This is a genomic window from Pseudomonas sp. CG7 (assembly GCF_023701885.1).
Classification (GTDB): Bacteria; Pseudomonadota; Gammaproteobacteria; order Pseudomonadales; family Pseudomonadaceae; genus Aquipseudomonas; species Aquipseudomonas zanjanensis.
This window is the reverse complement of record NZ_JABAEE010000003.1, coordinates 133689-157494: the sequence shown is the minus strand read 5'-3', so window position 1 is coordinate 157494 and position 23806 is coordinate 133689. Positions and strand designations below refer to the sequence as shown.

General features: G+C 56.8%; 21 protein-coding genes and 1 pseudogene. 3 read left to right on the top strand and 19 right to left on the bottom strand.

The window, feature by feature from the left end; translation table 11 throughout:
- The first annotated feature begins 83 nt into the window (after positions 1 to 83).
- Positions 84 to 860: an IclR family transcriptional regulator gene (locus HGO40_RS02650; RefSeq protein WP_250961771.1), complete on the top strand. Its 777-nt coding sequence runs from the start codon at positions 84 to 86 to the stop codon at positions 858 to 860.
- Between the two features lie 52 nt (positions 861 to 912).
- Here HGO40_RS02650 and HGO40_RS02645 read toward each other — a convergent pair whose 3' ends face one another.
- From HGO40_RS02645 to HGO40_RS02630, 4 genes are all read right to left on the bottom strand, one after another.
- Positions 913 to 1704 carry an HpcH/HpaI aldolase/citrate lyase family protein gene (locus tag HGO40_RS02645; RefSeq protein ID WP_250961770.1) on the bottom strand — a complete coding sequence of 264 codons (792 nt, stop codon included), beginning with the start codon at positions 1702 to 1704 and terminating at the stop codon, positions 913 to 915.
- 48 nt (positions 1705 to 1752) lie between these two features.
- The gene (locus tag HGO40_RS02640; protein ID WP_250961769.1) at positions 1753 to 2604 is read right to left on the bottom strand and encodes an HTD2 family dehydratase; all 852 of its coding nucleotides are present in this window, start codon (positions 2602 to 2604) and stop codon (positions 1753 to 1755) included.
- A gap of 78 nt (positions 2605 to 2682) precedes the next feature.
- Positions 2683 to 3840 carry a serine hydrolase domain-containing protein gene (locus HGO40_RS02635; protein ID WP_250961768.1) on the bottom strand — a complete coding sequence of 386 codons (1158 nt, stop codon included), beginning with the start codon at positions 3838 to 3840 and terminating at the stop codon, positions 2683 to 2685.
- A gap of 21 nt (positions 3841 to 3861) precedes the next feature.
- Entirely contained in the window at positions 3862 to 5109 is a 1248-nt protein-coding gene (locus HGO40_RS02630; RefSeq protein ID WP_250961767.1) for a cytochrome P450, read from the bottom strand.
- Between the two features lie 345 nt (positions 5110 to 5454).
- On the opposite strand from HGO40_RS02630, the gene HGO40_RS02625 reads away from it, so the two are divergent.
- Positions 5455 to 6411 (top strand): LysR substrate-binding domain-containing protein, encoded by a 957-nt coding sequence (locus HGO40_RS02625; protein ID WP_250961766.1) that lies wholly within the window; start codon positions 5455 to 5457, stop codon positions 6409 to 6411.
- 28 nt (positions 6412 to 6439) lie between these two features.
- Here HGO40_RS02625 and HGO40_RS02620 read toward each other — a convergent pair whose 3' ends face one another.
- From HGO40_RS02620 to HGO40_RS02600, 5 genes are all read right to left on the bottom strand, one after another.
- Complete coding sequence (locus tag HGO40_RS02620; RefSeq protein ID WP_250961765.1) at positions 6440 to 7780, bottom strand: spinster family MFS transporter; 1341 nt, start codon at positions 7778 to 7780, stop codon at positions 6440 to 6442.
- Positions 7780 to 10185 (bottom strand): efflux RND transporter permease subunit, encoded by a 2406-nt coding sequence (locus HGO40_RS02615; protein WP_250961764.1) that lies wholly within the window; start codon positions 10183 to 10185, stop codon positions 7780 to 7782. The genes HGO40_RS02620 and HGO40_RS02615 overlap by 1 nt, the downstream gene beginning before the upstream one ends.
- Entirely contained in the window at positions 10169 to 11272 is a 1104-nt protein-coding gene (locus HGO40_RS02610; RefSeq protein WP_250961763.1) for a YCF48-related protein, read from the bottom strand. The genes HGO40_RS02615 and HGO40_RS02610 overlap by 17 nt, the downstream gene beginning before the upstream one ends.
- A gap of 61 nt (positions 11273 to 11333) precedes the next feature.
- The gene (locus HGO40_RS02605; protein WP_250961762.1) at positions 11334 to 12713 is read right to left on the bottom strand and encodes a DUF1329 domain-containing protein; all 1380 of its coding nucleotides are present in this window, start codon (positions 12711 to 12713) and stop codon (positions 11334 to 11336) included.
- A gap of 21 nt (positions 12714 to 12734) precedes the next feature.
- A complete protein-coding gene (locus HGO40_RS02600) occupies positions 12735 to 14366 on the bottom strand; it encodes a DUF1302 domain-containing protein (RefSeq protein WP_250961761.1) in 1632 nt (543 codons plus the stop codon).
- 357 nt (positions 14367 to 14723) lie between these two features.
- Here HGO40_RS02600 and HGO40_RS02595 point away from each other — a divergent pair, with 357 nt between their 5' ends.
- Positions 14724 to 15548, top strand: coding sequence for a metalloregulator ArsR/SmtB family transcription factor (locus HGO40_RS02595; protein ID WP_250961760.1), 825 nt, complete (start codon positions 14724 to 14726; stop codon positions 15546 to 15548).
- 51 nt (positions 15549 to 15599) lie between these two features.
- Here HGO40_RS02595 and HGO40_RS02590 read toward each other — a convergent pair whose 3' ends face one another.
- The 10 genes and pseudogenes from HGO40_RS02590 to HGO40_RS02545 form a co-directional block, all read right to left on the bottom strand.
- Complete coding sequence (locus HGO40_RS02590) at positions 15600 to 16019, bottom strand: carboxymuconolactone decarboxylase family protein (RefSeq protein ID WP_250961759.1); 420 nt, start codon at positions 16017 to 16019, stop codon at positions 15600 to 15602.
- Between the two features lie 51 nt (positions 16020 to 16070).
- On the bottom strand, positions 16071 to 16889 hold the full coding sequence (locus tag HGO40_RS02585; RefSeq protein ID WP_250961758.1) for an SDR family NAD(P)-dependent oxidoreductase: 819 nt from the start codon (positions 16887 to 16889) through the stop codon (positions 16071 to 16073).
- 10 nt (positions 16890 to 16899) lie between these two features.
- Positions 16900 to 17868, bottom strand: coding sequence for a phytanoyl-CoA dioxygenase family protein (locus HGO40_RS02580; protein WP_250961757.1), 969 nt, complete (start codon positions 17866 to 17868; stop codon positions 16900 to 16902).
- A gap of 162 nt (positions 17869 to 18030) precedes the next feature.
- A complete protein-coding gene (locus HGO40_RS02575; RefSeq protein ID WP_250961756.1) occupies positions 18031 to 18783 on the bottom strand; it encodes a pteridine reductase in 753 nt (250 codons plus the stop codon).
- Positions 18784 to 18796: 13 nt separating this feature from the next.
- Positions 18797 to 19345, bottom strand: a pseudogene (folE, locus tag HGO40_RS02570) (GTP cyclohydrolase I FolE); the annotation flags it as partial.
- A gap of 156 nt (positions 19346 to 19501) precedes the next feature.
- Complete coding sequence (locus HGO40_RS02565) at positions 19502 to 20674, bottom strand: NADH:flavin oxidoreductase (RefSeq protein ID WP_250961754.1); 1173 nt, start codon at positions 20672 to 20674, stop codon at positions 19502 to 19504.
- Positions 20675 to 20693: 19 nt separating this feature from the next.
- Complete coding sequence (locus HGO40_RS02560) at positions 20694 to 21260, bottom strand: nuclear transport factor 2 family protein (RefSeq protein ID WP_250961753.1); 567 nt, start codon at positions 21258 to 21260, stop codon at positions 20694 to 20696.
- 8 nt (positions 21261 to 21268) lie between these two features.
- Positions 21269 to 22090, bottom strand: a complete 822-nt coding sequence (locus HGO40_RS02555) for an SDR family NAD(P)-dependent oxidoreductase (protein ID WP_250961752.1) — start codon at positions 22088 to 22090, stop codon at positions 21269 to 21271.
- A 17-nt stretch (positions 22091 to 22107) separates the two neighbouring features.
- Entirely contained in the window at positions 22108 to 22905 is a 798-nt protein-coding gene (locus tag HGO40_RS02550) for an SDR family NAD(P)-dependent oxidoreductase (protein ID WP_250961751.1), read from the bottom strand.
- Positions 22902 to 23654: an SDR family oxidoreductase gene (locus tag HGO40_RS02545; RefSeq protein ID WP_250961750.1), complete on the bottom strand. Its 753-nt coding sequence runs from the start codon at positions 23652 to 23654 to the stop codon at positions 22902 to 22904. The genes HGO40_RS02550 and HGO40_RS02545 overlap by 4 nt, the downstream gene beginning before the upstream one ends.
- Positions 23655 to 23806 lie beyond the last annotated feature (152 nt).

Sequence of the window (23806 nt, the reverse complement as noted above, 5' to 3'; positions counted from 1 at the left end):
CACGAACGCAGCCAGACCGTAGAGTGGGCGATGACTCATCCACCTTAAGGCATTGCTTGAAAAATTTGAAAAGGAAACCCGATGTGGATACTGCTGAACCCCAACCATCCATAGGCCCGCGTTCTGTTACGCGCATCCTGGGTTTGTTTGAAACGCTGGCCAAGTCCGTCGACGGTCTGTCCCTAGCCGAATTGAGCAACATGCTCGAGTCGCCCAAGAGCAGTCTTCTGACGTTGCTACGCCCGCTGGTCGCCGAGGGTTATTTGAGCCACGGTGGCAATCGTTATCGCCTTGGCCCGTTCATCTACCGTCTTGCGGGCGATATTCTCGCGACTCGCAACTTCCCCAAACTGATGCGCCCGTACCTTGAAGAACTGGCCGCCAAATCAGGTGAAAGTGTGTACCTGTCGGTCATCGACATGGAATCGCAAATGGTGACGCACATAGACGGTATCGATTCTCAGAATCCGGTTCGCTATGTCTCGCCGCTAGGAGCTCCACGGCCATTGCATTGCACCGCACCGGGTCGCTTGTTGCTTGCCTTCCAGGATGATCGTAATCAGGAGGTTTACCTCAAGACTGCCAAACTCAAGGCCATGACCTGGCGCACCGTAACCGATCGTGGCACGCTGAAAAAACAGCTCAAGGAAATTCGTGAAAGCGGTGTTTCCATCAGCATCAGCGAGCTGACCGAGGGAGCGGCTGGAATTGCCGTTCCGGTCTATCACACCGATGGTACGGTAGCCGCCGCGCTGGTTATTGCAGCACCTGCAGAACGCATGCAACACAAGCTTACTGAGTTGCGTGAGCTGCTAGTGCGCGTAGCAACCGAAGCGTCTGGGCTGTTGGGCCATAGTTGACTGATTGAATAATCCGATTGGGATTTAGCTCAATCGGGTTACTCCCCCCGACTCAAACAGTGCTGAGCAGGGCGATGATTTTTTTTGCCTTGAGCAGAACCGGCAGGTCAACCATCTCTCCACGCACTGAAACCGCGCCGTTACCCGATTGTTCAAAAGCCTGAACCACTTCATGAGCCCAGGCTAGCTCCCGCTCCGACGGACTGAAACACCGGTTGACCACCGCCACCTGACGCGGATGAATACACAACTTTCCAGCAAACCCCAACGCCCTGCTCCGGCAGGATTCCCGGCTGAGTGCCTGCTCATCATCAAGTGCCACACTGACACCATCTATCGGACCTTCGATACCCGCCACTCGCGATGCCACGACAATCTGCGAGCGTGCGTACAGGAGCGCCTCATCACTGCCATCACTGCTGATGTCTAACTGATAATCTACCGAGCCGAACGCAATCCGCTCCACGCCTGGCCCGCGGGCAACTTCCAATGCCTGATGAACGCCCAGCGCCGTCTCCACCAAAGCAATCACTGGTACCTGAGTCACGGCCCGCAATGCGTGCAAGGGTTCGACCGATTCCGCTTTAGGCAGCATCACGCTCAGGACGTTGATTGAGGCCAGCAGTGCGAGATCCTGCTCGAACCAAGGTGTACCGTAAGCGTTAATCCGGACACACACTTGGGCGCCCGCGTTCACCGCCTCTGCTACATGTTCGCGAGCCGATGACTTGTCTGTTTGCGCTACGGCGTCTTCAAGATCGATAATCACCACATCGGCACCCGCCGCCAGTGCCTTGGCAAAGCGCTCCGAACGATTACCAGGAACAAACAGATAGGAACGCATAATTCTTTTCCTGAAACAGATGAATGAAAGTCCAGCACGGCCTCTTCTTCAGACCAACTTGATTGTGGCCTCCATGCATACGCCGCCATCAGACCCTTCGGCCCATAAACGCACTTCCCGGCCATCTTCTGCAGGAACGCCGCAGAGTCGAAACGGTGCCGTGTCGTATAACGCACGCAAAGCCCGGAAACTGAAATGCTTGATCCGGTCGCCAGGCATGTGATGATGAAACAGATCGACCAGCAACGTAGCGATAAGCGGGCCATGAACCACCAGCCCAGGGTAACCCTCGACGTCCTGAGCGTAGGGCCGGTCGTAATGAATCCGATGCCCATTGAGTGTCAACGCAGAGTATCGGAACAGGAGAACGGGATCAGGATTGATGGTTCGCGTCCATAAAGGTGTCAGGCCGGACGGCACCGGTGGCAATGGGCTCCCAGGCTTCAAATTATCGCGATAGCCCAGATCTTGCTCCTCGCGAATCAATAGCCCGTTGTCATCGCAAATTTCATGCTGCAGCGTGACAAACACCAACTCGCCACTGCGCCCGCTCTTGTGGCTGACATCCACAATGGTAGTGATCCGTTCGACTCTATCGCCCGCTTGAGGATTGCGGATAAATTCCAATCGTCCACCCGCCCACATACGACTGGGCAATTCAATCGGCGGCAGAAAGCCACCTCGCCGCGGATGTCCGTCTTCGCCGATGTTCGATTGCCGCGCTACAGGCAGGAAATAAAGCCAATGCCATAACTCTGGCAGCAGATCTCCCGAGTGGAAAACTCCATCGCCATGGTCCAGCGTCGCTGCAAGCGCCGTCATCGGCGTTAATGTCAGTTCGTCTGCCACCGTTTCTTGACGGCCTATCCAGCTTTGGAGATGTTTGATATCGATACTCATAACCGATGTTGCCCCTGGCTATCTCAGATGAAAAACCGCTCTCGCGCAAGGGATTTGCGCCTGATGCAATAGCTGGCGTTACACCCCCAGCGCCTGACGCACTGCCAGAGCGATAGGCAACAACGGGTCCTGTTCTGGCGTTGATGGGTTGAACAATTTGTTGTGGCAAATAGCGACTGCCAGATTCAAATCGGGATCAGCCCAACCGATTGAATTACCCTGTCCGGGGTGGCAGATGGCGCGAGGGTTCTGAACGCAGGTTACGGGCGGGTAATCACCACCAAACCAGAAACCACCCACGGTAATCGGTATCGGGAATCCGAACATCACCGAGTCCGGTTCATCGCTGTTGGCCCGAGGTGTATTGAAGGTCGCAACCAGTTCTTTGGACAGCAGGCGTACACCGTCCAGCTCGCCGCCGTTGGCCAGGAATGCCCAGAACCTCGCCTCAGATCGCGCGCTGAAAATCCCCCCTACCCCGGCGATTTCCGCGCGGCGGACATCAGTCCGCTCGAATACTGGTGGAACCAATGCCACCGCGTCCGGCATGGACGCCGTAAACAAGGGCGGGAGATATTCGGCAGGCACAGGAACCATTGCGTTGACCTGTTTGGCCACTCGTGGCACCGCCGCGTCGGGAAGCCCGATCCAAAGGTCACTGATGCCCAATGGCTCTGAGATTTCCTCACGCACGAACTGACCCAGTGAACGATGCTTGATATCTGCACGACGCACCAGTTCACCGACGACCCATCCAAATGTCATCGACATGTACAGCGTTTTGGTTCCTGGCTCGGCGAGAGGGTGCAGATCAGCAATGGCCTGGGTCATCCAGGCCCAGTCGCACATTCGCTCAGGCGTCATGTCCGCAGGCATTTGCGGAATGCCTGCACGATGGGTGAGTACATCTCGCACTGTCGTGCGCTCTTTACCGTTTGCCGCATATTCGGGCCAGTAACGGCTCACGGGCGCCTCATATTCGATTTGCCACCGATCTGCAAGGATATGCAACGCAGTGGCGGCTACTGCTTTGGTCACCGAGTAGACATTGAATAACGTGTCGCCGTTAACCGGGCGCGGGTCCGCGGGATCGACGATCCCGCTCCAGGCGTCAATCACCAGTTTCCCGTCGAGGTACGCTGCGACCTGAACGCCACTTTCCCCGCCTTCCCCCGTAGCAAAGTCCAGCGCCTTCTGCACAATCGCCTGTGCCTGTGGGATCATCACCTGATTCATCATCGTCACCTCTTATAGCGGTCAGCCGAACTTCACGTGGATCGAGTGAGGCACGCGCATCATCGTTCCCCGTATCTGCGGAGCCGGTTTGTCGGGGTCAAGACGCAGATTTGGCATGCCATCAAGAATCGCCGAAAGTGCCCGGGTCATCTCGACCCTGGCCAAGTGCTGACCGATGCACACATGGGGGCCAAACGCGAAAGAAAAATGCCGATGCTGAGGCTTGCGAAAGATGTCAAAGGTGTTCGGATCGGGAAATTTGCGCTCGTCCCGGTTGGCGGACCCCGCGACTACATCGATAAACGAACCAGCTGGAATGTCGACCCCGCCCAACGACACGGCTTGACGGGCGAATCGACTTTGCATCAATACCGGGCCATCCCAGCGCAGAGCTTCCTCGATAGCTTGGGGAATCAAAGAGCGATCCTGGCGAATCGCTTCAAGTTGCTCGGGGTTATTCAAAAGTCCGGTGAGCAGCACACTGGTAGCACGATAAGTGGTATCACCTGCGGCATTGACCAATTGGCGCAAGAAGGAGATCAGAATGTTCTCCGGCAACCGCTCGCCATCAACCTCGGCCAGGGCCAGTGAGCTGATGAGATCGTCCCCAGGATGAGCTCGACGCTCTGCGACCAGCAGGCTGAAATACTCGCCGAGTTTACGAGACGCTTCGGTGCCGTGTTCGATATCGACGGCGACGACCGTTTGTGCAATCGCCAGCTTATGGAAAACGCTCACGTCTTCAGGCGGCAGCGCCAACTGGCGATAGATGATGTGAAAGGGATAGTGCAGTGTGAATTCCTGCACCAGATCCGCTTCGCCTCGGCCCACAAACTTGCTCATCAACTCGTGCAACACTGGATCGACCAGGGTTTCACCCCACGCCGCGACGGTTTGGGGCAAGAAGGCTTTCTGAAAGATTCGACGGACGCGTGGATGCTCCGGGGCATCCATCGTCGAGATGCTGTGGCCGAAACTAATGCCGATATTGTATTCGTAGGCGTGGTTACTAAAGGTGGCCGGGTCACCCAACACCTGAGCGACTTCGTCATAGCCGAACACACAATAATGCTGTGCATCGGCGGGCATGGTGATATCGGGATAAAGCCCCATCATCTGCCGGTATTCAACTTTGTGAACGGGCGCCTGCTGACGCATCTGGGCCAGCTTCGCGTAAGGATCAATATGGTCGCCGAAGACCAGAGCGTCCTCCATGAACGGATTGAAGTCCGGATCGTCGAAATCTTCGATAGAGAGCCTGGCAATCATTATTATTTTCCTATTGCTATTGTCGCTGTACGAATTCGTCCCTGTACGGGAGGACTCAGAACCCCAACCAGCTCGCTTCCTGATTCTTTCAGCCCAACCAGCCCGAACGCTGTTCACATATAAGAATGGCGTTCACTATAGTCATGGTGCTGAACGGGAGCAAGAGGATCGTCGTACAAAAAAGCCTATTACACGCCAACACGCGAAAAGCCACTGCGCGTTGGATAAAAGCGATGCTCAGGGTTGCGCGCCAGTACGTGCGTAAGCAGGCAAGCTCCGCTTCTGGATAGCCCCGAGTAAATTGAATAATCTTTCAATGACATTGACGAATTGCCGGGTAGCCGTATGGATAAATTGCGCAGCATGGAAGTGTTTTTAGCCGTTATCGAACGGGGAAGTTTAAGCGCTGCAGCAGCCGCTCTGAGTCTGTCTCCTTCGATGGTTTCCACACATCTGAGTAACCTTGAGGCGGAACTCGGGGTGCGCTTGCTGAACCGCACAACTCGACGGTTCAGCTTGACTGACGAGGGTTTGCTGTACCACGCGCACTGCCAGCAGATTCATGACGAAATCACGGCCATGGAGTCGCTACTTGCGGGCACGGGGGGGCAGCCAAGTGGGCGCCTGCATCTGGACGTCCCGAGTACCATTGCCCAGTACCTGATCATGCCATTGCTTCCAGAATTTCGCCGCCGGTATCCCGATATCCAATTGGACTTTTCCGACTCCGAACAAATCAACGAATCCGTCGAAATTCAATACGACGTGATGATTCGACTCGGCCCATTGCGTGACTCGGGAATGATTGCTCGACCACTGGGATATTCGGCGCTGCTGACTGTCGCGTCACCTCAGTATCTGAAGGATCGAGGCATCCCGTTGACTCCGGACGATCTGCCCCAGCATGAGTGCATCAACTACCTGGTTGCGCGAACAGGAAGGCTGCTGCCCTGGAGCTTCGAGCACGATGGTTCACAGACAAACATACAAGTCAGTGGAGGACTTTCGATCACTCAGGGCAACACCCGTATCGAAGCTGCATTGAACGGTCTGGGCATCGTTCAGGGGATGGCGTTTCACTTGAACGATCTGTTGCGTGCCGGTTACTTACAACAGGTCTTGGAGAAATGGACATCACGGGCACCTGCCCTTGAGATTCTCTACCCGCAAGGCCGTCGAGATTCACGAAAAGTACATGCCTTCGTGGACTTCCTGCTTGAGCACTATCCCGCTGACGGTGAAATAGTCACTCCACCGCGAAGAACACCTCTGTCGGACCTTAAGCGACCGACATTCCTCTGATCCACAGTAATGATGAGGTGATCAAGTATCACCTCAGGCTATCAACAGCCCGACGCATCGAGGGCATGCCCGTCAGCAGGATAATGCTGGCTATCGGGCAAGCAACGGCAAACAACAATGCAAGGGAGTAACCCAACTTGGCGTCATCATGGAAAATGAAATCAGTAAACGCCGCCACCAGCGTCGGGCCTAAACCAATGCCCAGCAGGATCATGACGAACAAATAAATCGATGACAGCCGGCCTCGAAGCTGCGCAGGCGAAGCACTCTGCAACGCTGCCGCCGCTATCCCCATCATTGGGCTGACAAGTATTTGCGCCATGGCAAACGCCGCCAGGAACACCCAAGGATTATTCCACAGCACCCCCACCACTACGATAGGGCAACTGATCATGCAACTGATGGCGTACCAGCGCATGTGCGCATCGTGTTGTCCACGTGCGTAGCAACGATCCATCCATTGCCCGGACAACAACGCGCCAATGATCCCGCTGGCAGTACCGACCATGCCCAACCAGAGCCCGATCTCCGCGGGTTTCCAGGCGAAGCTGCGACTCAGGTAGGTTGGCGCCCAGAGGGCGAGTCCGGTCACGGCCATGCAGGCAATGGTAAAGCCGGCGTGATGGCAGAGGAAAAATCGCAGATGCTCCCGCATATGGACAAACACTTCACGCATCGCCCCTTCACCGTGTGCCTGAACCGCGATGTGGGACAGTTGCACCTGACGTGGCGGCTCCTTGAACGTGAACACCAGTAGGCCAATAAGTATTCCCGGCAAGCCGATGACGAGGAACACCAGTTGCCAGGAGCGGACCTCGCCCAGTATGGGCAGCAACACACTCTCATGCTCGGCCACCAACCCCACGATGAGTCCGCCGAGTAGGTAAGCCATACCCGTACCGAACAGAGATCCCATCGAGTAGACCGTCATGGCAGTGGTCAAGCGATGGGGTTCGAAACTGTCAGCCAGTAACGAATAGGCTGCAGGGCTTAATGCAGCCTCCCCCGCTCCGACCCCAATACGCGCGAGGAACAGTTGCCAATAATTCTGCGCAACCCCGCAAAACGCCGTGGCGACGGTCCAGACTGTAACGCCGGCAAAAATCACCCAGCGTCTGCTAAACCTGTCCACCAGCCAGCCCAACGGCAAACCGCAGACTGCGTAGAACAGACCGAATGCGAAACCTTGCAACAATGAAAGCTCAAAATCGCTGATACCCAGATCCCGGCGAATCGGGGCCACCAGTAACGAAATCAGCAAGCGATCCAAAAGCGACAACCAATACAGAATGAACAGCACAACGACGATGTACCAAGCCACAGCTGGCTTGGGGAAAACATGCCCGGTGGGCAGCGACTCGGGTTTCATCAAGGCTGCCTCGGCAGTAGAAATCGGGAAAGAGCGGGAATCAGGATGAGCGCTCCCACCATGTTCCAGAGAAACATGAACGTCAGCAGGATGCCCATGTCAGCCTGAAACTTGATCGGTGAAAACGCCCAGGTCATGACGCCGGCCGCCAGTGTCAGCCCTACCAGCGCTACGACTTTGCCAGTGAAATTCAACGCCTGACTGTACGCCTCGCGCAATGGCACACCTCGGCGCATCAAGTTCAGTTGGATACTGAGCAAGTACAACGCGTAGTCCACGCCAATCCCTACACCCAGCGCTATGACCGGCAAGGTAGCCACCTTGACGCCAATGCCGAGTACGACCATCAACGCTTCGCAGAGAATCGAGGTGAGCATCAATGGCAGCACCGCGATAAGCACTGCACGCCAACTTCGGAAGGTTATCCAACACAACACGCTGACCGCGAGGTACACATAAACCAACATGGTGCGGTTAGCCTCACGAACGACAATGTTGGTCACCGCAGCAACGCCCGCCGAACCGGCAACAGGCAGGAACTGACGCAGTTCCCCATTATGCTCAGCGGCAAAAAGCTCGGTTGTCTTGAGTACCCGATCGAGGGTTGCTGCCTTGTGATCCGAAAGGTACGCAATCACCGGCACGATAGAGCAGTCTGCGTTGGCCAACGCAGGATTGGCATCCTGAGCGCGCAGTACCGCGGTGTTGACCAGCGCCTGGTTCGGACTGATGGTGATCCATTTGGGCGAAGCTTCGAACAGTGCCGAAGTCAGGCGGGCCACGCCGTCGGCCAACGACACAGTACCCTGGACACCTGGGACCTGACGCAGCGTCCAATCCAGGCGGTCGATCTCGACGATGGTTTCGCGCTTTTCACAGCCATTGGGCGGGGTCTTGACCATGACCGCGAACTGGTCGCTGGACTGGCCGTAATACTGAGTGATGTAAGCGTTGTCGCGGGTGTACCGGGAATCAGCGCGCAACTCCGGGGCTCCGTCGTCCAGGTCCCCCACCTGCAAGTGCAGGCTGACCCAAAAACCCGACACGGCCAATACCAAAGCAACAATGATGGCTGCAACTGCCCAGCGGGTATCAGTGAAGCGTTCCAGTACCGACCATGCGCAAACCACACCTTTTGTCCGCGGCTGACCTGGCGAAACACTGCGCCGCGCAGCCTTGGCACTGACGCCGGTAAACGACAGCAGAATCGGCAGCAGGATCAGGTTAGTGAACAGCAACACACCCACCCCCAGACTGGCGGTGAGCGCCAGTTCGCGGATGACCGGGATGTCGATAACCATCAACACGGCGAAGCCCACGACATCGGCTAACAGAGCAGTCATCCCAGCCAGAAACAATCGGCGAAAAGTGAAGCGTGCCGCAATGTAACGATGGACACCGCGACCGATATCCTGAGTGATGCCATTCATCTTTTGGGCGCCGTGGGACACGCCGATGGCAAACACAAGAAACGGCACGAGAATCGAGGACGGGTCAAGTTCAAAACCAAGCAAGCTGATCAGTCCCAGTTGCCAAACCACCGCCGCCAGAGAACACCCCAGCACGAGAACGGTACTGATTACGCAGCGGGTGTAACTGAAGATGATTGCAGCAACAATGACCGCCGCAACGGCGAAGTACGCCATGACCTGGTAGAGGCCTTCGATCAAATCACCTACCAACTTGCCAAAGCCCACCACATGAACTCGAATTTTGTCAGGGTGGTCCGGTAGCGCGGTAGCAGCTTTGCTACGAACCTGCTCCTCCAGTTGCTTGCCCAGAGCGCCATAGTCAATCGGTTGGCCGGTGTCGGCATAACGATCGAGCAATGGCGCAACGATCATGCTCGAACGAAAATCGCTGGCGACCAGATCCCCAACCAGACCTGCCCGGCCTATGTTCTCGCGCAAACGGTCAATCGATGCCTGATCGCCTGAATAGGTATCCGGCATCACGGGCCCGCCGCGAAATCCTTCTTCAGTCACCTCGATCCAGCGCACCACCGGCATCCAGATCGATTTCACCGACGGTCGATTGATCCCGGGAATCAAAAATAAACTGTCATTGACCTGCCGCAAGGCTTCCAGATATTGCGGGTCGTATATGTCGCCTTCGGTGTTTTCAACCACAACGCGCAAACTGTTGCCCAGGCCTTTAAGTTCGTCCTTGTTGGCCAGATAGTTCTGGATATAGGGATGCCCGACCGGCAGCAGTTTTTCAAAACTGGCATTGACCTTCAAACCGGTTGCCAAATACCCAAGGCCAATAGTCACCAGCAGGCAGGCGAATACGATCCAGCCCCGGTGATTGAAGATCAGGCGCTCAACCAGATTCCCTGAGCGAGCATCAAAATGTCCCAGATCACCCTCGCTGCTGGGTACGTGCGTGTCAGATTGCAGCTGCATCGAGACGCTCCCTGGAGATTTCCACGTTCAATGCCTGGCGCTGGACGCCCCGCGCGCCCACCAGCACAAGCCCCTGATCGGTATCGCGGCTAACGCCATAAAACGGCATCGGTTGGTCCGTGCGAATAGGTTTGAAATTCATCCCGTCGTCTCGACTCAGCAGCACTTCCCCGCTCAAACTCGCCAGCACCAGGCTCCTGTCGTTGAGAACCGCGCCCGCGGTCAACGTACTCTGAGTTCCTGTCTGGACCGTCTGCCAACTGTCGCCCGAATCGTGGCTGATGAACGCGTTGCCACGCAGTCCGTAGGCGAGAAGAAGACCAGGCCGGGCCAGCAGGCCAAAAAAGGTTCCGGTGTACGGCGTGCTGACGGCGACGAAGCGATCACCCTGGCGCCGCAGCAACAACCCTTGCTCACCGGTAATGAACAACTCGCCGTCCACTGCATGAATCGATGTCAGGTGCATGCCTAGAGGATTGTCGAGCTGGTCACTGATCACTGTCCAATGCTGCCCACCATCATCGGTGCGCAACGCCAGGTTATAGGCACCCACGACATACCCTTGGCGCGCATCGGCAAACCACACATCCAGCAAAGGCCAACCGGGCCCGCTCTCTTTCAGGCCTTGAGCATCGAGCAACGACGCCTGCGCTTTCTCGTCACCGCTCTGTGCCAGGGCCTGGTAGTGATCAATCAGCAGGTCGACAATCTGCCGCCCGTCAATCTGCTTGCGCCAGCTTCTGCCACCATCGGCGGTGTTGAGAACAATGCCACCGTGCCCTACCGCCCAACCCTGATCGTCATCGATAAAACTGAGCGCAACCAGGTCCACCGCTGCCGGAACCTGGGCCTGTTGCCACGCCTGACTTTCATCGGTGTAAACAATGATGCCTCGGCGCCCTGCCGCAACCAAACGTCCGTTGGGCAAGCGAGCGACCGCCATCAAAGGTGCCATCGCGGCCTTACTCGTTGACGCGGCAACCTGATCAAGCGGGTCAGTAAACGATTGCGAGGCAGCGCTCACACAGCCACAGCCAAGCACCGCGGCCCAAACAGCCACGTAACGTAAAAAACATGAACGGCTCATGAAAACACTCTCCAGCGATCCCGGCCGCGAGTGCGACCGTGATGGGCGTTGAATCGTCGGCCTATCGACCGCTTCGGTTCTGCAGCGCTTCAGGCGTGAACACGCGGTTGGGTTGTGGTTTGTCCCCCACCCGCCAGCCCAGCTCCAAATCCGCCATGTGCTGCGAAAACGAATAAACGCCGCTGGAAAGGTCGTAGGCCCAGTAGGTCTGCGCCAGAGGGATCTCCTTGTCATAGAGCTGAGTCATGCCCTGAAACAAGCCCTTGTACAGCTTGCCGGCACCATCGTACTCATCACTCATGCCCGCGCCGCTCCAGTCCTCATCCAGGTAAAAGCGCCGCTTGCTGTACAGGTGCCGAAAACCTGGCTTGAGCGTCGCCTCGACCACCCAAACGCGGTGCAACTCCCACCGTACAACATCAGGATTGACATGATTTTGGGTCAGCGATTTGTCCGACTTCACTTGAAACGACAAGTCATAGATGCTGTAGGGGATGAGCATTTCGCGCTTGCCCACCAATTTGAAATCGAACCGGTCCATCTTATTGCTGTAGAGGTTGGCATCGTCATACGTGGTGACTCCACCTTGTGACGCAATCGGTGTGTCATAGGCGATGTCCGGACCCAATCGAACCCGACGTGTGCTGGCCGAATAGGTATAGGCCCGTCGCGGCATGGCCTCCATATCAATGGCGTCGAAGTAAGTGGTCGCATCGCCGACACTGCGTGCAGGCCCGGTAAAGTTGTAGGCTTGGCGGAAAATATAAGCGTCGTCTTTTTTGATCGTTTCGGCAGTGGCTTCAGGATTGTGGAAGGGATAGCTCGACGAGAGTCGAATCTCTCCGGAGTTGACCAACTTTCCGGTGTTGTCCACATAAAAGTTTCGCATGTGATACTCAGCGGCCACTCCGCTGTACCGCGCCATGTGATTCCACATCACCTCGTACCCACTCTTTGGAATGGGAAACGGTATACCGCCGATTGCCCCCTTCACTGCCAGTCCCTCTTTCGCCAGGCTGGCTTGAGTCGCGTTTTTCAGGGTTTTGTCGAGAATGTACTGCGGGTAACGGGTGGTACGGTGAGTCGGGTAAACGTCAATGCGGTAGCTGGGGTAGCGCTCAAGCAGCGCCTTGGATGCCTCTGAGAGTTTGTCCACGTGCTGCGCCAGGTTTTTACCCGTGATCGAATACAGCGGTTTCTCCTGTGCAAAGGGACTGATCCATTTTCCGCTGTCTCTTTTGAAACCGGATGGATTTGTGGTCACAGGCAAGCCACCGGTATAGGCAGGAATGGAGCCGTCGGCGTTTCCGGCTTTTTCGGCGCCGAACACGGTCAGCGACTGCCCAAGCTTAGCGCTTTCCTCAGCCGAGACTCCCGCCTGGACAGCAGGTAACGCCATCGCGCTGCCCAAAAATGCCAACAACAACGTACAAGATTTCATGTGAGACTCCCGTAGCCAGGCTCAGTAAGTAGTCTGATAGGTCAGAGAAAGAACGGCTTTGTCCTTGTAGGGAGCGCCGAGAATCAAGCCGCGATCGGAGTCAGTCTTCTGCGTGTACCAGGTGTAGGCGAGGTCGAATTTATGACGCGCATAGGCATCAGCGGAAACACCAACCTTGTAGGTCGTGAAACCTTCGCTGCCGCCGCCATTAGTCGGCGCGTTCCCGCTGAGATTTCGCGAGATGAACATCGGCGTACTCAGATCGATACTGGGGAATACTTGAACCCAAACCGGCGTGAACGCCAGGGACGCGCCGAAGAAATCGTCATCTGAGCAACCGAGCATCTTGCCGCCCGCCGCACATCCGGCGTTGTAGCTTTTGGCCCGATATGCCTGCGGGTTGGAGGTCACCTTATCCAGGTGGCTCCAGTTCAACTCACCGGAGAGCGACGCAGAATCGGAGAGCAGATTGTCGCCAAACGTCATGACCCCGTTGACCAGGCCATGTACCGTTGAGCCCTTGGCACCTTCAAGCCGACTACCACGGGTCACCGTGCCGGATGAGTTCAGTGGCATGTTTTCCCGATAAGACAGCTCTGCGCCTATTGAGACACCTCCCAACACCGTACTCAGCGTCAGCCCATACAGGTCCACGTCTTCGGCATAGACCGCATGGCGCACACCCAGTGAATCGGCTTGCGACACCCAGGCCGACTTTTCGTCGAAGTTGCGATACACCACACCAAGAGTGCCGTCGAACCAATCAGGGCGCCAACGCAGGAGTAGCCCGTAGTCGCCGCTATGACCTTCGATATCCTTGCCACGGTAGATGGGAGCGCCGGTGCCGGTGTAACCCCAGATATCAGGTCCTTCCAGAATATTGTCGGCACCGGCGAAATAGGTTCCGCCCTCAGGGATACGGTTTGGTTTCCAGTCAAACGTGTATTGCGCGGCCACGCTGACTTCATCGCTGGCCAGCAAAATAGTGGAGAGCTGGCTGACAGGTAATGCGGTTTCCTTGGCTGACGCCCCCGGATTGGCTGTGGCTTTACGCGAATCGTTGGGCGACTGGGCATACGAAATGGCGTTGGTGTTTCCAAACAGGCCTTCCCGCCAAATCACTGAATGCTGTCCGAGTCGCACGTCGGCCTGGCGCCCGATCACATCAAAGGTACCAAAGACATAAGCGTCAAGGATTTCACCGGACGGTCCACGATAAAAGCGCTTGACCGTCGAACTGTAGTGATAGTCAGAGTAATTGGTCGCGGGGGTACGAGCGGCGTTGCCGCTGTAGGCAGCGTCGTACCAGGCGGCGGCACTAATCCGCATCCCGTAGTTCTGCTGATAGCGCAAGTCGAACTCACTGAGCAAATCGAGGCGGTTGGTGACTAAATCCCGCCTGTCGAACTGTGCATTGCTTTGATCGTAAGATCCCCCGCCAGCACGATTGACCAAGCCATCTTGCTTCTGCGCTCGCATGCCCACGTTGTAGCGCAACGTGTTGTCCCACCGAGCAGTGAAATCAGAGTCCCCCATGTCGAAACTGAACGCCTGGGCCTGGCAGCAAGTCAACACCAGGCTAACCCCCGTGAACAGCTTCAGTCGCGGTCTCCCCCTCCCGATTGCTGATTTGATAACACGCTGCTTCTTCATCGATTGTTCCATCCCATGTTTATTATTTTTTTCAGGATTTTCTGTCAGCCGAGAACATCAAACGCTAAATATATTAGATTTATCTAATATTAAACGGCGATGACTCACCTCCTTTTAATCGTAAATCAGCCAATTTTACAAGCAAAAAATTCGATTAAATACGCCTAAAACGAACCTCTTATACCCAGCAAACGCGAGTAGGTTTCAAGCCTAGGTCACAGCGCTCGAAAAACAAATTTACTTTTGAATCAATTATCGAAAACACCAGGCTCTCACGGCGGCAATTTCTTGCAATCAAGGCGCGAGCGTAATAAAAATCACCGTGATCGACGCCCAGTCTCGCCATGGATGCTTTGCATGTCATTCCCGCTCATTCTCGCCGCCCTCAACGACAGCAGTCGCCGATCGCTTTACGAACGGTTGCTCGACGCGCCCTGCTCCGTCGGTGAACTGACTCAGACGCTCGGCATCAGCCAGTCATCTATTTCCCAGCACCTGAAAGTGCTGCGCGAAGCCGGCATGGTTCGTGAGCGGCGAGAGGGTCAGCGTCGTATCTACCAAGCCAAGCCAGAGGCGTTGGATGCACTACAACGGTATCTGCTGGCGCTGCATCCGAGTCACGAGGTTGAATCGTCCGTCGATGGCAAACGGAACGTATCCATGCTTGCCAATGAGATTGAGCGGGATGCGCTACAGTGGGCCGATGAATGGCCAGGGCAGGATGCGCAGGCCTACTCGATCACGCATCGCATGCTGCACCTTGGGCGATACCTGGAGCGCAATCTCAAGGAAGTCGCCAGCAGGAATGGACTGCTGGGAGGTGAACTGCTGTTGCTGGATGCGCTTACCGTCTCTGCGCACCACACCTCGACACCCTCGAAGCTGCAGCGACGACTGGGAGTCAGTAAAGGAGGCATCACCGGTCTACTCGACAGTCTGGAAGCGCAGGCGCTCGTGACACGCATTGCCTGTGAACAGGACCGTCGGGTCAGTCTCGTGACCTTGAGTCAAAAGGGGCATCAATTGCAGGAACACATTCTAGTCAATCGGGATTACGGTCCCGAGTTCGCCGCGATTCAAAGTCTCAAGCCCGAGGACCGAGCCGATCTGGCAAGGTTGCTACGTACCCTGCATGAAACCGTTGATGAGGCGTTCGCGCAACAAACCACCGGGCAAATGTGATGAGACGTGCGTTCAACCAGACACCCTTTACCGGTGCCTGGCGAGTATCGTTTACAACAGGCCGGTCTCATTCGCTTTGAGTACCTGATCATCCAGCCCGCGCTCGCGCAGTACTTCGATCGTGGCACCCAGTGCGCTGGAAACTGCCGGGAAGCCAACGTAGGGCAATGTCTGGATAATGATCTCTTGGATCTCCAATACCGTCAGGCCGTTGTTCAACCCGAAACGCAGGTGATTTTTCAGCTCATCGGGTTGGTGCTGGGCGATCAATGCACCTATCACAACCGCCCTACGGTATTTCAACGCCAAACCCGGACGGGCCCAAACGCCACCAACAGCATGTTCGATAGCCATACGCGCAACATCAGCCGCAAAGGCCCCGGACTCGGCATTGGCCTCGCTGGCCTTGGCGAACTCAGGCCCCATCATCTTGACCATCAGTTCGTGTCCGGCTTGCCAATTGTCATTCATGAGTACGATCTCCGTAGGTCGTGCGGCTTGATTGCAAGTCCGCTGCTGAACTCAGGCCTGAACCATCGCATATGCCGTCAACGGCGCAACTTCAGTCACCCCGCCATCCACTGGCAAACAGGTGCCGGTGATAAAGCGTGCTTCGTCACTGGCCAGAAACAGGGTGGCAGCGGCAACATCCCAAGCATCGCCTTCGATGTTCAAGGGGGCGATTTTTTGGCGTCTGAGGCGCATGTCTTCGTTGACAAAGCCGTCCACCAGCGGCGTAAAGATATGCCCGGGGGCAACCGTATTGGCACGTAACCCCTGACGTCCATACATCACCGCCAGTTCACGGGTGAGCTGGACCATCGCCGCCTTCGATGGCCCGTAGGCCACCGAACCGTTGCCTTGCAAACCGGCAGTCGAGGCAATATTCACCACAGCCGAACCGGGATAAGCCGTCAACTGTGGGAGTGCATGGCGGCACATCAGAAAAACACTTTTCAGATTGACATCCATTACCCGGTGCCATAGTTCGATGGGATGCTGTTCGAAGCCTTGCGCACCGGTAGCCATCCCAACGTTGTTGACCAGGATATGTAAAGCGCCGTAGCGCTCCACGGTCTGACTGACAAATCGCAAACAATCCTCGTCGCGCGTCACGTCCCCCGCACTGATAAAGGCTTCACAACCCGCTTCTTGAATCATGGCGAGGGTTTCTTCGGCGCGTTCGACGTGTTGGTCGACCAGGCACACCTTGGCGCCCTCCCGAGCGAACAGGTACGCAATGGCCTTTCCCGTTCCGAAGCCAGTCCCTTGCGAGCCCGCTCCGGTCACCAGGGCAACCTTGCCAGCCAGGCGCTGGTTGAAAATGGTAGGTGTAGGCATCGGCCAATCCTCAGTGCGGTGGACGGATCAGAGTGGACCGCTCACCAACGAAGGCGACAATGACGCGGTCCCCTGCTTTCATCCGTTGAGGGATTTCCTCCAGCGGCACTTTCTTGCCATCGATGCCACGGCAATAGGTGTCGGCATCGACAGTAAACTTCCCTGTGCGGCCGTCATCACCGATGACACTTACCGAGGAGGAAGATAACGCGGTCAATGTGCCAATGATCGGGGTATGACCCGAAGCGCCCATCAAGCGAATGTCCATCGACAGACGGAACCGATCCGAATAGTTGGCAAGGCCGCTGTGCGGTGTGTTGATGTGCATCAGCAACACATCACCTGGACGGTAGGTAGCCCGACACCAAGCACCATCAGGCACGGCATCATTGGGAATGGGAAACAAGGGTGGCTTGCTCACGTCGTGCAAGTACGGGCCGGTGTGCAGGCCCTCCGCAAGCGCCAACCCACCCACCGCATCGTCAATCACCGACAAGGGAATCCAGCAGATCCTGAAAGGAATACCCACGTTGTAAAAACCGTCCTGATGCAGGTAATCCATTCGACTGGGGTTACGCTCCTGAGTAGGCGGTGTCGCCCGGTACTCTACCGTCGGAATCCAGAACGGCTGGTCATCCAACAAGCGTTGGAAAAACTCAGAGATCCGCGGTTCTGAAACAACCGGGCGCCAGCTATCCCGCTCGACCAAAGGCTCCATTCGAAACGGGAAATTATCCAGGCTCTTGCCATTGTATAGCGCCTGCGGATCGTCCTTATTGACCACCCCCAATCGATCCAGCTCGCTCATGTAGACGCCGCGAAGGCGAGCGACCGCTCCCTGGTCCAGCACGTCACGAAAGAATAGATAGCCATCGCGCTCCCAAGCGGCATCCAGTGCCGCTCGATCATCGAGAAGGTGGTTGGAAACGTTGAGCTCGCGCATGCGTAGCTGATTCGAGGCAGGAGCGGCAGTACTCATTATCTCGTCCCTTTCTGGGATACGTGGAAACCCGCCAGAACAACATCAAGTGGGCAATGGCTGGGCCCATAGTAGTGCGCCTCTTTCCCACGATAATCCGCACGTTCCTCAAAACACCTTTCAACGGCGTTGAACAATCAGGTTTGCACCTACACTACGGTGTCAGAGATGGGCCGACCTTCCTCCGTCTACCGCCAGTATTTGTCCAGTGATGTAGGGTGCGTCGGCTAACAGGAACAGCACCGTGCGCGCGATATCGGTTGGATCGCCGATGCGCTTAAGCGGCGTAGCCTCAATCATGTGCGCCTTTACCTGTGCGTCGAACAAGTTGTCCGATGGCCACTCGATGGCCCCCGGCGAAACGCCGTTGACCCGTACCTGCGGCCCCATTTCGGTGGCCAACGCGCGCGTCAGACAAAGCAGGCCAGCCTTGGCTGCGCAATAGGTAGAGAACCCTGCCAGCGGCCGCTCGGCGTTGATGTCGACAATATTGACAATCGCGCCCCCGCTTTCCTTCAGATGTGGCCAGGCGGCCTGGGAGAGAAACAGAGGCGCCTTGAGATTACTTCCGACCAAGTCATCCCACGCATTTGCATCGATCTGGCCCAAAGGCGTCGGGTAAAAGCTTGAAGCATTGTTGACCAGGCCATCCAGGCGCCCGAAGGCTTGGGCAGCTGACTCAACCAACGTCGCCAGCGCGGCACTATCAAGCAAGTCAGCGCGTATCAGCTTGATCGAGTCGGGACGATTCCAGCACAGGCTCAGCGCCAAATCAGTAGCCTCCTGAGCGCTGTCACGGTAGTGCAAAATGCTCGAGGCTCCCGCCCCATGCAGGGCTTTGACGATGGCCGCGCCTATGCGCTTGGCACCACCGGTCACCAGGAATGCTTTGCCACTCAAGGGGAAAATTGACATCGCACACTCCGGCTTAGCTATTGGCGAACCGCGGGTGCGCGGCCAGCCCGACAATCGACAGCAGTTCACGGCGGGTTTCGCCATTATCTCGGAACGCTCCGACCATCCGGCTAGTGATCATCGACACGCCAGCCTTATGTACGCCACGCGTCGTCATGCATTGGTGCGAGGCCTCGATGACCACGGCAACGCCCAGAGGCTGCAATACGTCGCTGAGCGTATCGGCGATTTGCACGGTCATCTTTTCTTGAATCTGTAATCGCTTGGCATAGACCTCGACCAGCCGGGCAAGCTTGGAAATACCCACCACCCGCCTGTCCGGAAGATAGGCGACGTGAACCTTGCCGATAATCGGCACCATATGGTGCTCACAATGGCTTTCGAAACGGATGTCGGTGAGTACGATCATCTCGTCGTAACCTTCCACCTCTTCGAAAGTACGGGACAGGATCTCCCGCGGATCGTCCTTGTAACCCGCAAAAAACTCACCGTAGGATTTGACCACCCGCCGCGGAGTATCGAGCAACCCCTCACGGTCAGGATCATCTCCCGCCCAACGGAGCTAGGTGCGTACTGCCGCCTCTGCTTCTTCGTGCGTAGGACGGGCCAACCCCTCCAGGTTTTCTTTCGCAGTCATTATTTCACTCGTTGCATTGGATCGGATCATTCGGAAAGTGGGAGCACGCCGCCGCAGTAGCGAAACGCCCGTCACGTAAACTCAAGTCAGAATGTTCAACGACTCGTTGGCAAATGGCTCGAAAGCATGCCCAAGACGTGCCTTGCTTGCCCAGTTGGGGTCCTGGAGCAGCGATCGTCCGACCCCCACCAGATCGAACTCACCGCGTCCAAAGCGCTTCATCAACAACTCAAGGTTGTTGGCCGCCTGCGCACCACCCTGTTTGCGGCTGTCGTACATACCATTGTTCAAGCCCACCCCGCCGACGGTCATCGCCATACGACCGGTGAGTTTTTTTGCCCAACCCGCCAGATTCAGCTCCCCGTCAACGCCACCGACCTCGGGAAACTCCGCCCGATCGAAGTAACGCACGCTGGCGTCGAATACATCGACACCGGCCTCGGCAATCGGCAACAGGATTTCCCGCAGTTCAACGGGTGTCATGGCCAGGCGCGCCTTGAAATCCTGCTGTTTCCACTGCGAAAAACGGAACAGGATTGGCATCTGAGGCCCAATGGCGGCGCGTATGGCCTTCACGACCTCTACGGCGAAACGGCTTCGGCCCCCTCGATCTCCTCCCCAGCGATCACTGCGCCGGTTAGTCACGTCCCAAAGAAATGTATCAATCAGATAGCCATGGGCACCGTGAATGGCAATGCCATCGAATCCCAACGCTTTTGCATGGCCTGCGCTGCGCGCGTACCCATCAATCACATCCGCAATGTCTGATTCACTCATGGGCGCCGTAGGCACTTGTTGCGCCGTGACATAGTCGTCGGGCGATGAAGTCAGCCCTCCTGCAGGCCCCCAGACTCCGGAAGGGCGGCAGGAGGGTACGTTCGGATTCGGGCCGGTGCCTTGAAGACGCATGACGCCTTGATGCCAGAGCTGTGGGAAAATCTTCCCGCCCGCTACCTGGACCTGCTCGACCACCTGCCGCCATCCAGCCAACGCGGCCTCACCATAGAGATGAGGCAGATCGCTTTCACCGATACCCGCCTCTCCCAGCGCGCCAGGGTGATCTACACCGACGCCTTCAGTGATAATCAAACCGGTTTCACCTTCGGCTCGACGTCGGTAATACGCTGCCACGTTCTCGCCTGGCACGCCGTCAGGGCAAAAGTTGCGTGTCATGGGTGCCATAACAACACGGTTTTTCAAGCGCAATGAGCCAACTTGCAAAGGCTCGAACAGCGGCTCAATTAGGCTGGACATGAAACCCTCCTGAGTAGATTTACGGTTGTCGCGTCAGACGCTGGCGTAGCTGAGTCGAACTGCGGGACCAGAAGCTTTCCCAGTGCGGGAAGCTATCTGGCAATTGTGGCTGATACCGCGGCTCCGTGTATTTTCCCGGCCAGTGTTGCCATGTCGGTACCCCCGGTCGCTGCAGCCAATCTGTCGAATACCAGTGGCGTTCGTCACGGCGCTCGAAAAACCATTTCCCCTCACGCCGCACGTAACTATCGAAATAGCAGATAGCCATAACCACCCAGTGCTCGCCGTCTTCATGCTCGGCGCGACAATAAACGGTGCCGGTTGCATGGTCAGCGTCCTGGAAGTCAATCGTCTGGCCGCAAATCTGGTGCACGCAACGGTAGAAGGCTTGCAGGATCGACTCACTGCCATAGAAGGCCTTCAGCGCCTCGCGCCCTTTGCCCCAGCGCCCGCAATCAACGTCATCAATAAACAGATTGACCAACACATCCAGGTCACGCGAGTCCACACCCAAGGCATAGCGCGCCGGCAATTGCTGAATCGCCAGTTGCGCCTCGACGCGCTCCAAGCGCTGTTCCAGACTCATGACACCGCTCATTCTCGGGCGTCTCCGCTTGAAGACCGAGCACGACGCTCATCGGCGTAATAGGGCTGATGCGCCAATAACCCACCGTCAACACTCACCACCTGCCCGGTGATGAACGCGGCTTCATCCGATGCGAGAAACAACACGGCACTGGCAATGTCATCAACCGTGCCCAGGCGTGGGGTCAAATGATGTTCGAGCATCATCTGACCCGCCGGGCCGGCGTAATCCTCGCAGGTCGCCGGAGTAACGATCAGTCCGGGTGAGATCGCATTGCAGCGAATTCCCTCCTTGCCATGCTGGGTCGCGACGTAACGGGTCAGCGCCTCGATTGCGGCTTTGGATACGGCGTAGGCGCTATAACCCAGTGCGCCGGCCTGAGCCGAGCCGGAACTGGTGTTGATGATCGAACCGCCGCCGCGCTGGCGCATGGGCTCGATTGCCATTCGGCTGGCCAGCATGCATCCGCGCAGATTGATTCGCATCGTGTCGTCCCACACCTGGGTGTCCATCAGTTCGACAACAGAATCCTTGAACCGCGAAAGATGCGTTGCTGCAGCGTTGTTGAACAACACATCCAGACCACCAAAGGTCTTGATCGTGAATTCAATCATGGCGCGAATCGACGATTCGTCCCCCAAATCCAATACCACCGAAACCGCTTCCAGCCCGGCAGTTCGCAGCAGTTGGGCTTCACGTTGTGCGGCATCGCCATTGATGTCAGCCAGCACGACTTTGGCGCCTTCCTGTGCAAGTCGTTTGGCCGCGCCCAAACCAATCCCGGAAGCGGCACCGGTGACGATCGCAATTTTGCCCAGTAGTCGATTCATCTTTTTTCTCCCGCGCTTCAGACGGCCGTATACAGTCCGCCGTCAACCTGGATGATTTGTCCGGTGACATAACCCATGCCATCGCCGCACAAAGCTGCAACTGCACGACCGACGTCCTCGCGCTCACTGCCCATCCGCCCCAGGGGAAAATTGGCAATGTAACGATCACGCAACGATGGATTCATCGCGAAGAACGCTGCGGCCCCTGAGGTCAGCGCCGATGGCGAGATCGCATTGACGGTGACCCCGTTTGGTCCCCATTCACGCGCAAGCGCCTTGGTCAGACCGCGAATGCCACCCTTGATGGCGGCATAGGCCGGATTGAGCGATGCACCGTGCAATCCGAAAGAAGAACAAAGCAGAATCAGGCGCCCAGAGCCGTTCGCGGACAACGCGTCGAAGGCCGTCAGCGCGCAATGGTGAGCCCCGGCCAGATCGACCGCGAGCTGCTCATCCCAATCACCATCGGAAAAATCTTCCAATCGCTTTGGGTGACCAGAAGCCCCATGTGTAGCGTTGTGCACCAGGATATCCAACCGCCCGAACTGTTCGACGGCAGCATCGACGGCGCGACACACATCATCCAGGCGGGTGACATCGGTCTCGATAGCAAGTGCCTGCCCACCCTCTGCCCGGCTCAACTGAGCGGTATCTTCGCCCGTGCTGCCCCGTCGTGCCGCGATCCCCACATTGGCGCCCACCTCGGCCATGGCCAGCGCGATCCCACGACCGACGCCACCACCGGCGCCGGTGATCAATGCGGTTTTGCCTTCAAGAATCTGCGGGAGTCGTTTATTCGTAATTTGATTGTTCATGGGACCATCCATACGCCACCGTCCACGGGAAGCGAAACACCGGTCAAAGCACTTGCACCAACCAGTATCGCAATAGATTCGGCCACACCTTCAGCCAACGCCGGAGCAAAACCGAGTGCGGGTGGTGGCGGCCCCATTTCGGGACTTGGGGGAATTGGGGCGTCGTGTAAAGCCGGCGCCAGCACCAGCGAATCGACACCCACCCAATTGAGCCTGATGCCCTGCCCACCCCACTGCCTCGCCGCCGATTTCATCAAACTGCGCTGCCCTTCACTGACGGTCGACAACGCTGTCAGGCCCGCTGACCCGGTCAGAGAAAAATTGGGGCCGAGAACAATGATGCAGCCCGTGCCGCCGTCGAACAGCCGGAAAGATTCCTGTAAGCAGTGACGTGTGAGGCGCAGCGGATCCAGACAGGCTTCGCGCCAATCGTCGACAGACATCGAGGTGATGGGGCGCGAAACGAGAGCAGCCGTCGGTGTCAGTGCTAAAACCACTGCGTCGACCCGCCCCAGTTGTTGCGCAGCGTGACTCAGTACGCTGGCCAGAGAAGATCTTGAGCTGAAGTCGGCACCGAAAAAGGTGCCGGATGCATCGACACCTTGCGCATCGGTGACCAGGCAGACTTGGGCCGAATGTTTCAGCAAGCCGGATTTAAGGCTGTCGGCTCCGTCAAAGCCTGCGGCGATGACCAGTATGTTTTTGTCCTTCACCGATCGATCTGGACCGAGCATTGCTGAATCATCCATACACCCTCCCTCGATTTTGTTTGTTTTTATAGGTGCTTCGTAAAACACGTAGCGTCGAATGCCGAAAACTACGTTCATTTATATAAACAGCGTTCATTTTTCATGTCAAGCCAGTACGTTGCGCTTTCAGTGTCTTGCCCGCACTTTACTGA

Excerpts from the sequence above, each read along its gene's own strand:
- HGO40_RS02625 (WP_250961766.1), top strand. The coding sequence starts at position 5,455 with ATGGATAAATTGCGCAGCATGGAAGTGTTTTTAGCCGTTATCGAACGG.
- HGO40_RS02595 (WP_250961760.1), top strand. The coding sequence starts at position 14,724 with ATGTCATTCCCGCTCATTCTCGCCGCCCTCAACGACAGCAGTCGCCGA.
- HGO40_RS02615 (WP_250961764.1), bottom strand. The coding sequence starts at position 10,185 with ATGCAGCTGCAATCTGACACGCACGTACCCAGCAGCGAGGGTGATCTG.
- HGO40_RS02575 (WP_250961756.1), bottom strand. The coding sequence starts at position 18,783 with ATGTCAATTTTCCCCTTGAGTGGCAAAGCATTCCTGGTGACCGGTGGT.
- HGO40_RS02560 (WP_250961753.1), bottom strand. The coding sequence starts at position 21,260 with ATGAGTCTGGAACAGCGCTTGGAGCGCGTCGAGGCGCAACTGGCGATT.
- HGO40_RS02630 (WP_250961767.1), bottom strand. The coding sequence starts at position 5,109 with ATGATTGCCAGGCTCTCTATCGAAGATTTCGACGATCCGGACTTCAAT.
- HGO40_RS02600 (WP_250961761.1), bottom strand. The coding sequence starts at position 14,366 with ATGAAGAAGCAGCGTGTTATCAAATCAGCAATCGGGAGGGGGAGACCG.
- HGO40_RS02550 (WP_250961751.1), bottom strand. The coding sequence starts at position 22,905 with ATGAACAATCAAATTACGAATAAACGACTCCCGCAGATTCTTGAAGGC.
- HGO40_RS02580 (WP_250961757.1), bottom strand. The coding sequence starts at position 17,868 with ATGAGTACTGCCGCTCCTGCCTCGAATCAGCTACGCATGCGCGAGCTC.
- HGO40_RS02640 (WP_250961769.1), bottom strand. The coding sequence starts at position 2,604 with ATGAGTATCGATATCAAACATCTCCAAAGCTGGATAGGCCGTCAAGAA.
- HGO40_RS02565 (WP_250961754.1), bottom strand. The coding sequence starts at position 20,674 with ATGTCCAGCCTAATTGAGCCGCTGTTCGAGCCTTTGCAAGTTGGCTCA.
- HGO40_RS02620 (WP_250961765.1), bottom strand. The coding sequence starts at position 7,780 with ATGAAACCCGAGTCGCTGCCCACCGGGCATGTTTTCCCCAAGCCAGCT.
- HGO40_RS02555 (WP_250961752.1), bottom strand. The coding sequence starts at position 22,090 with ATGAATCGACTACTGGGCAAAATTGCGATCGTCACCGGTGCCGCTTCC.
- HGO40_RS02635 (WP_250961768.1), bottom strand. The coding sequence starts at position 3,840 with ATGAATCAGGTGATGATCCCACAGGCACAGGCGATTGTGCAGAAGGCG.
- HGO40_RS02605 (WP_250961762.1), bottom strand. The coding sequence starts at position 12,713 with ATGAAATCTTGTACGTTGTTGTTGGCATTTTTGGGCAGCGCGATGGCG.
- HGO40_RS02590 (WP_250961759.1), bottom strand. The coding sequence starts at position 16,019 with ATGAATGACAATTGGCAAGCCGGACACGAACTGATGGTCAAGATGATG.
- HGO40_RS02610 (WP_250961763.1), bottom strand. The coding sequence starts at position 11,272 with ATGAGCCGTTCATGTTTTTTACGTTACGTGGCTGTTTGGGCCGCGGTG.
- HGO40_RS02645 (WP_250961770.1), bottom strand. The coding sequence starts at position 1,704 with ATGCGTTCCTATCTGTTTGTTCCTGGTAATCGTTCGGAGCGCTTTGCC.
- HGO40_RS02545 (WP_250961750.1), bottom strand. The coding sequence starts at position 23,654 with ATGGATGATTCAGCAATGCTCGGTCCAGATCGATCGGTGAAGGACAAA.
- HGO40_RS02585 (WP_250961758.1), bottom strand. The coding sequence starts at position 16,889 with ATGCCTACACCTACCATTTTCAACCAGCGCCTGGCTGGCAAGGTTGCC.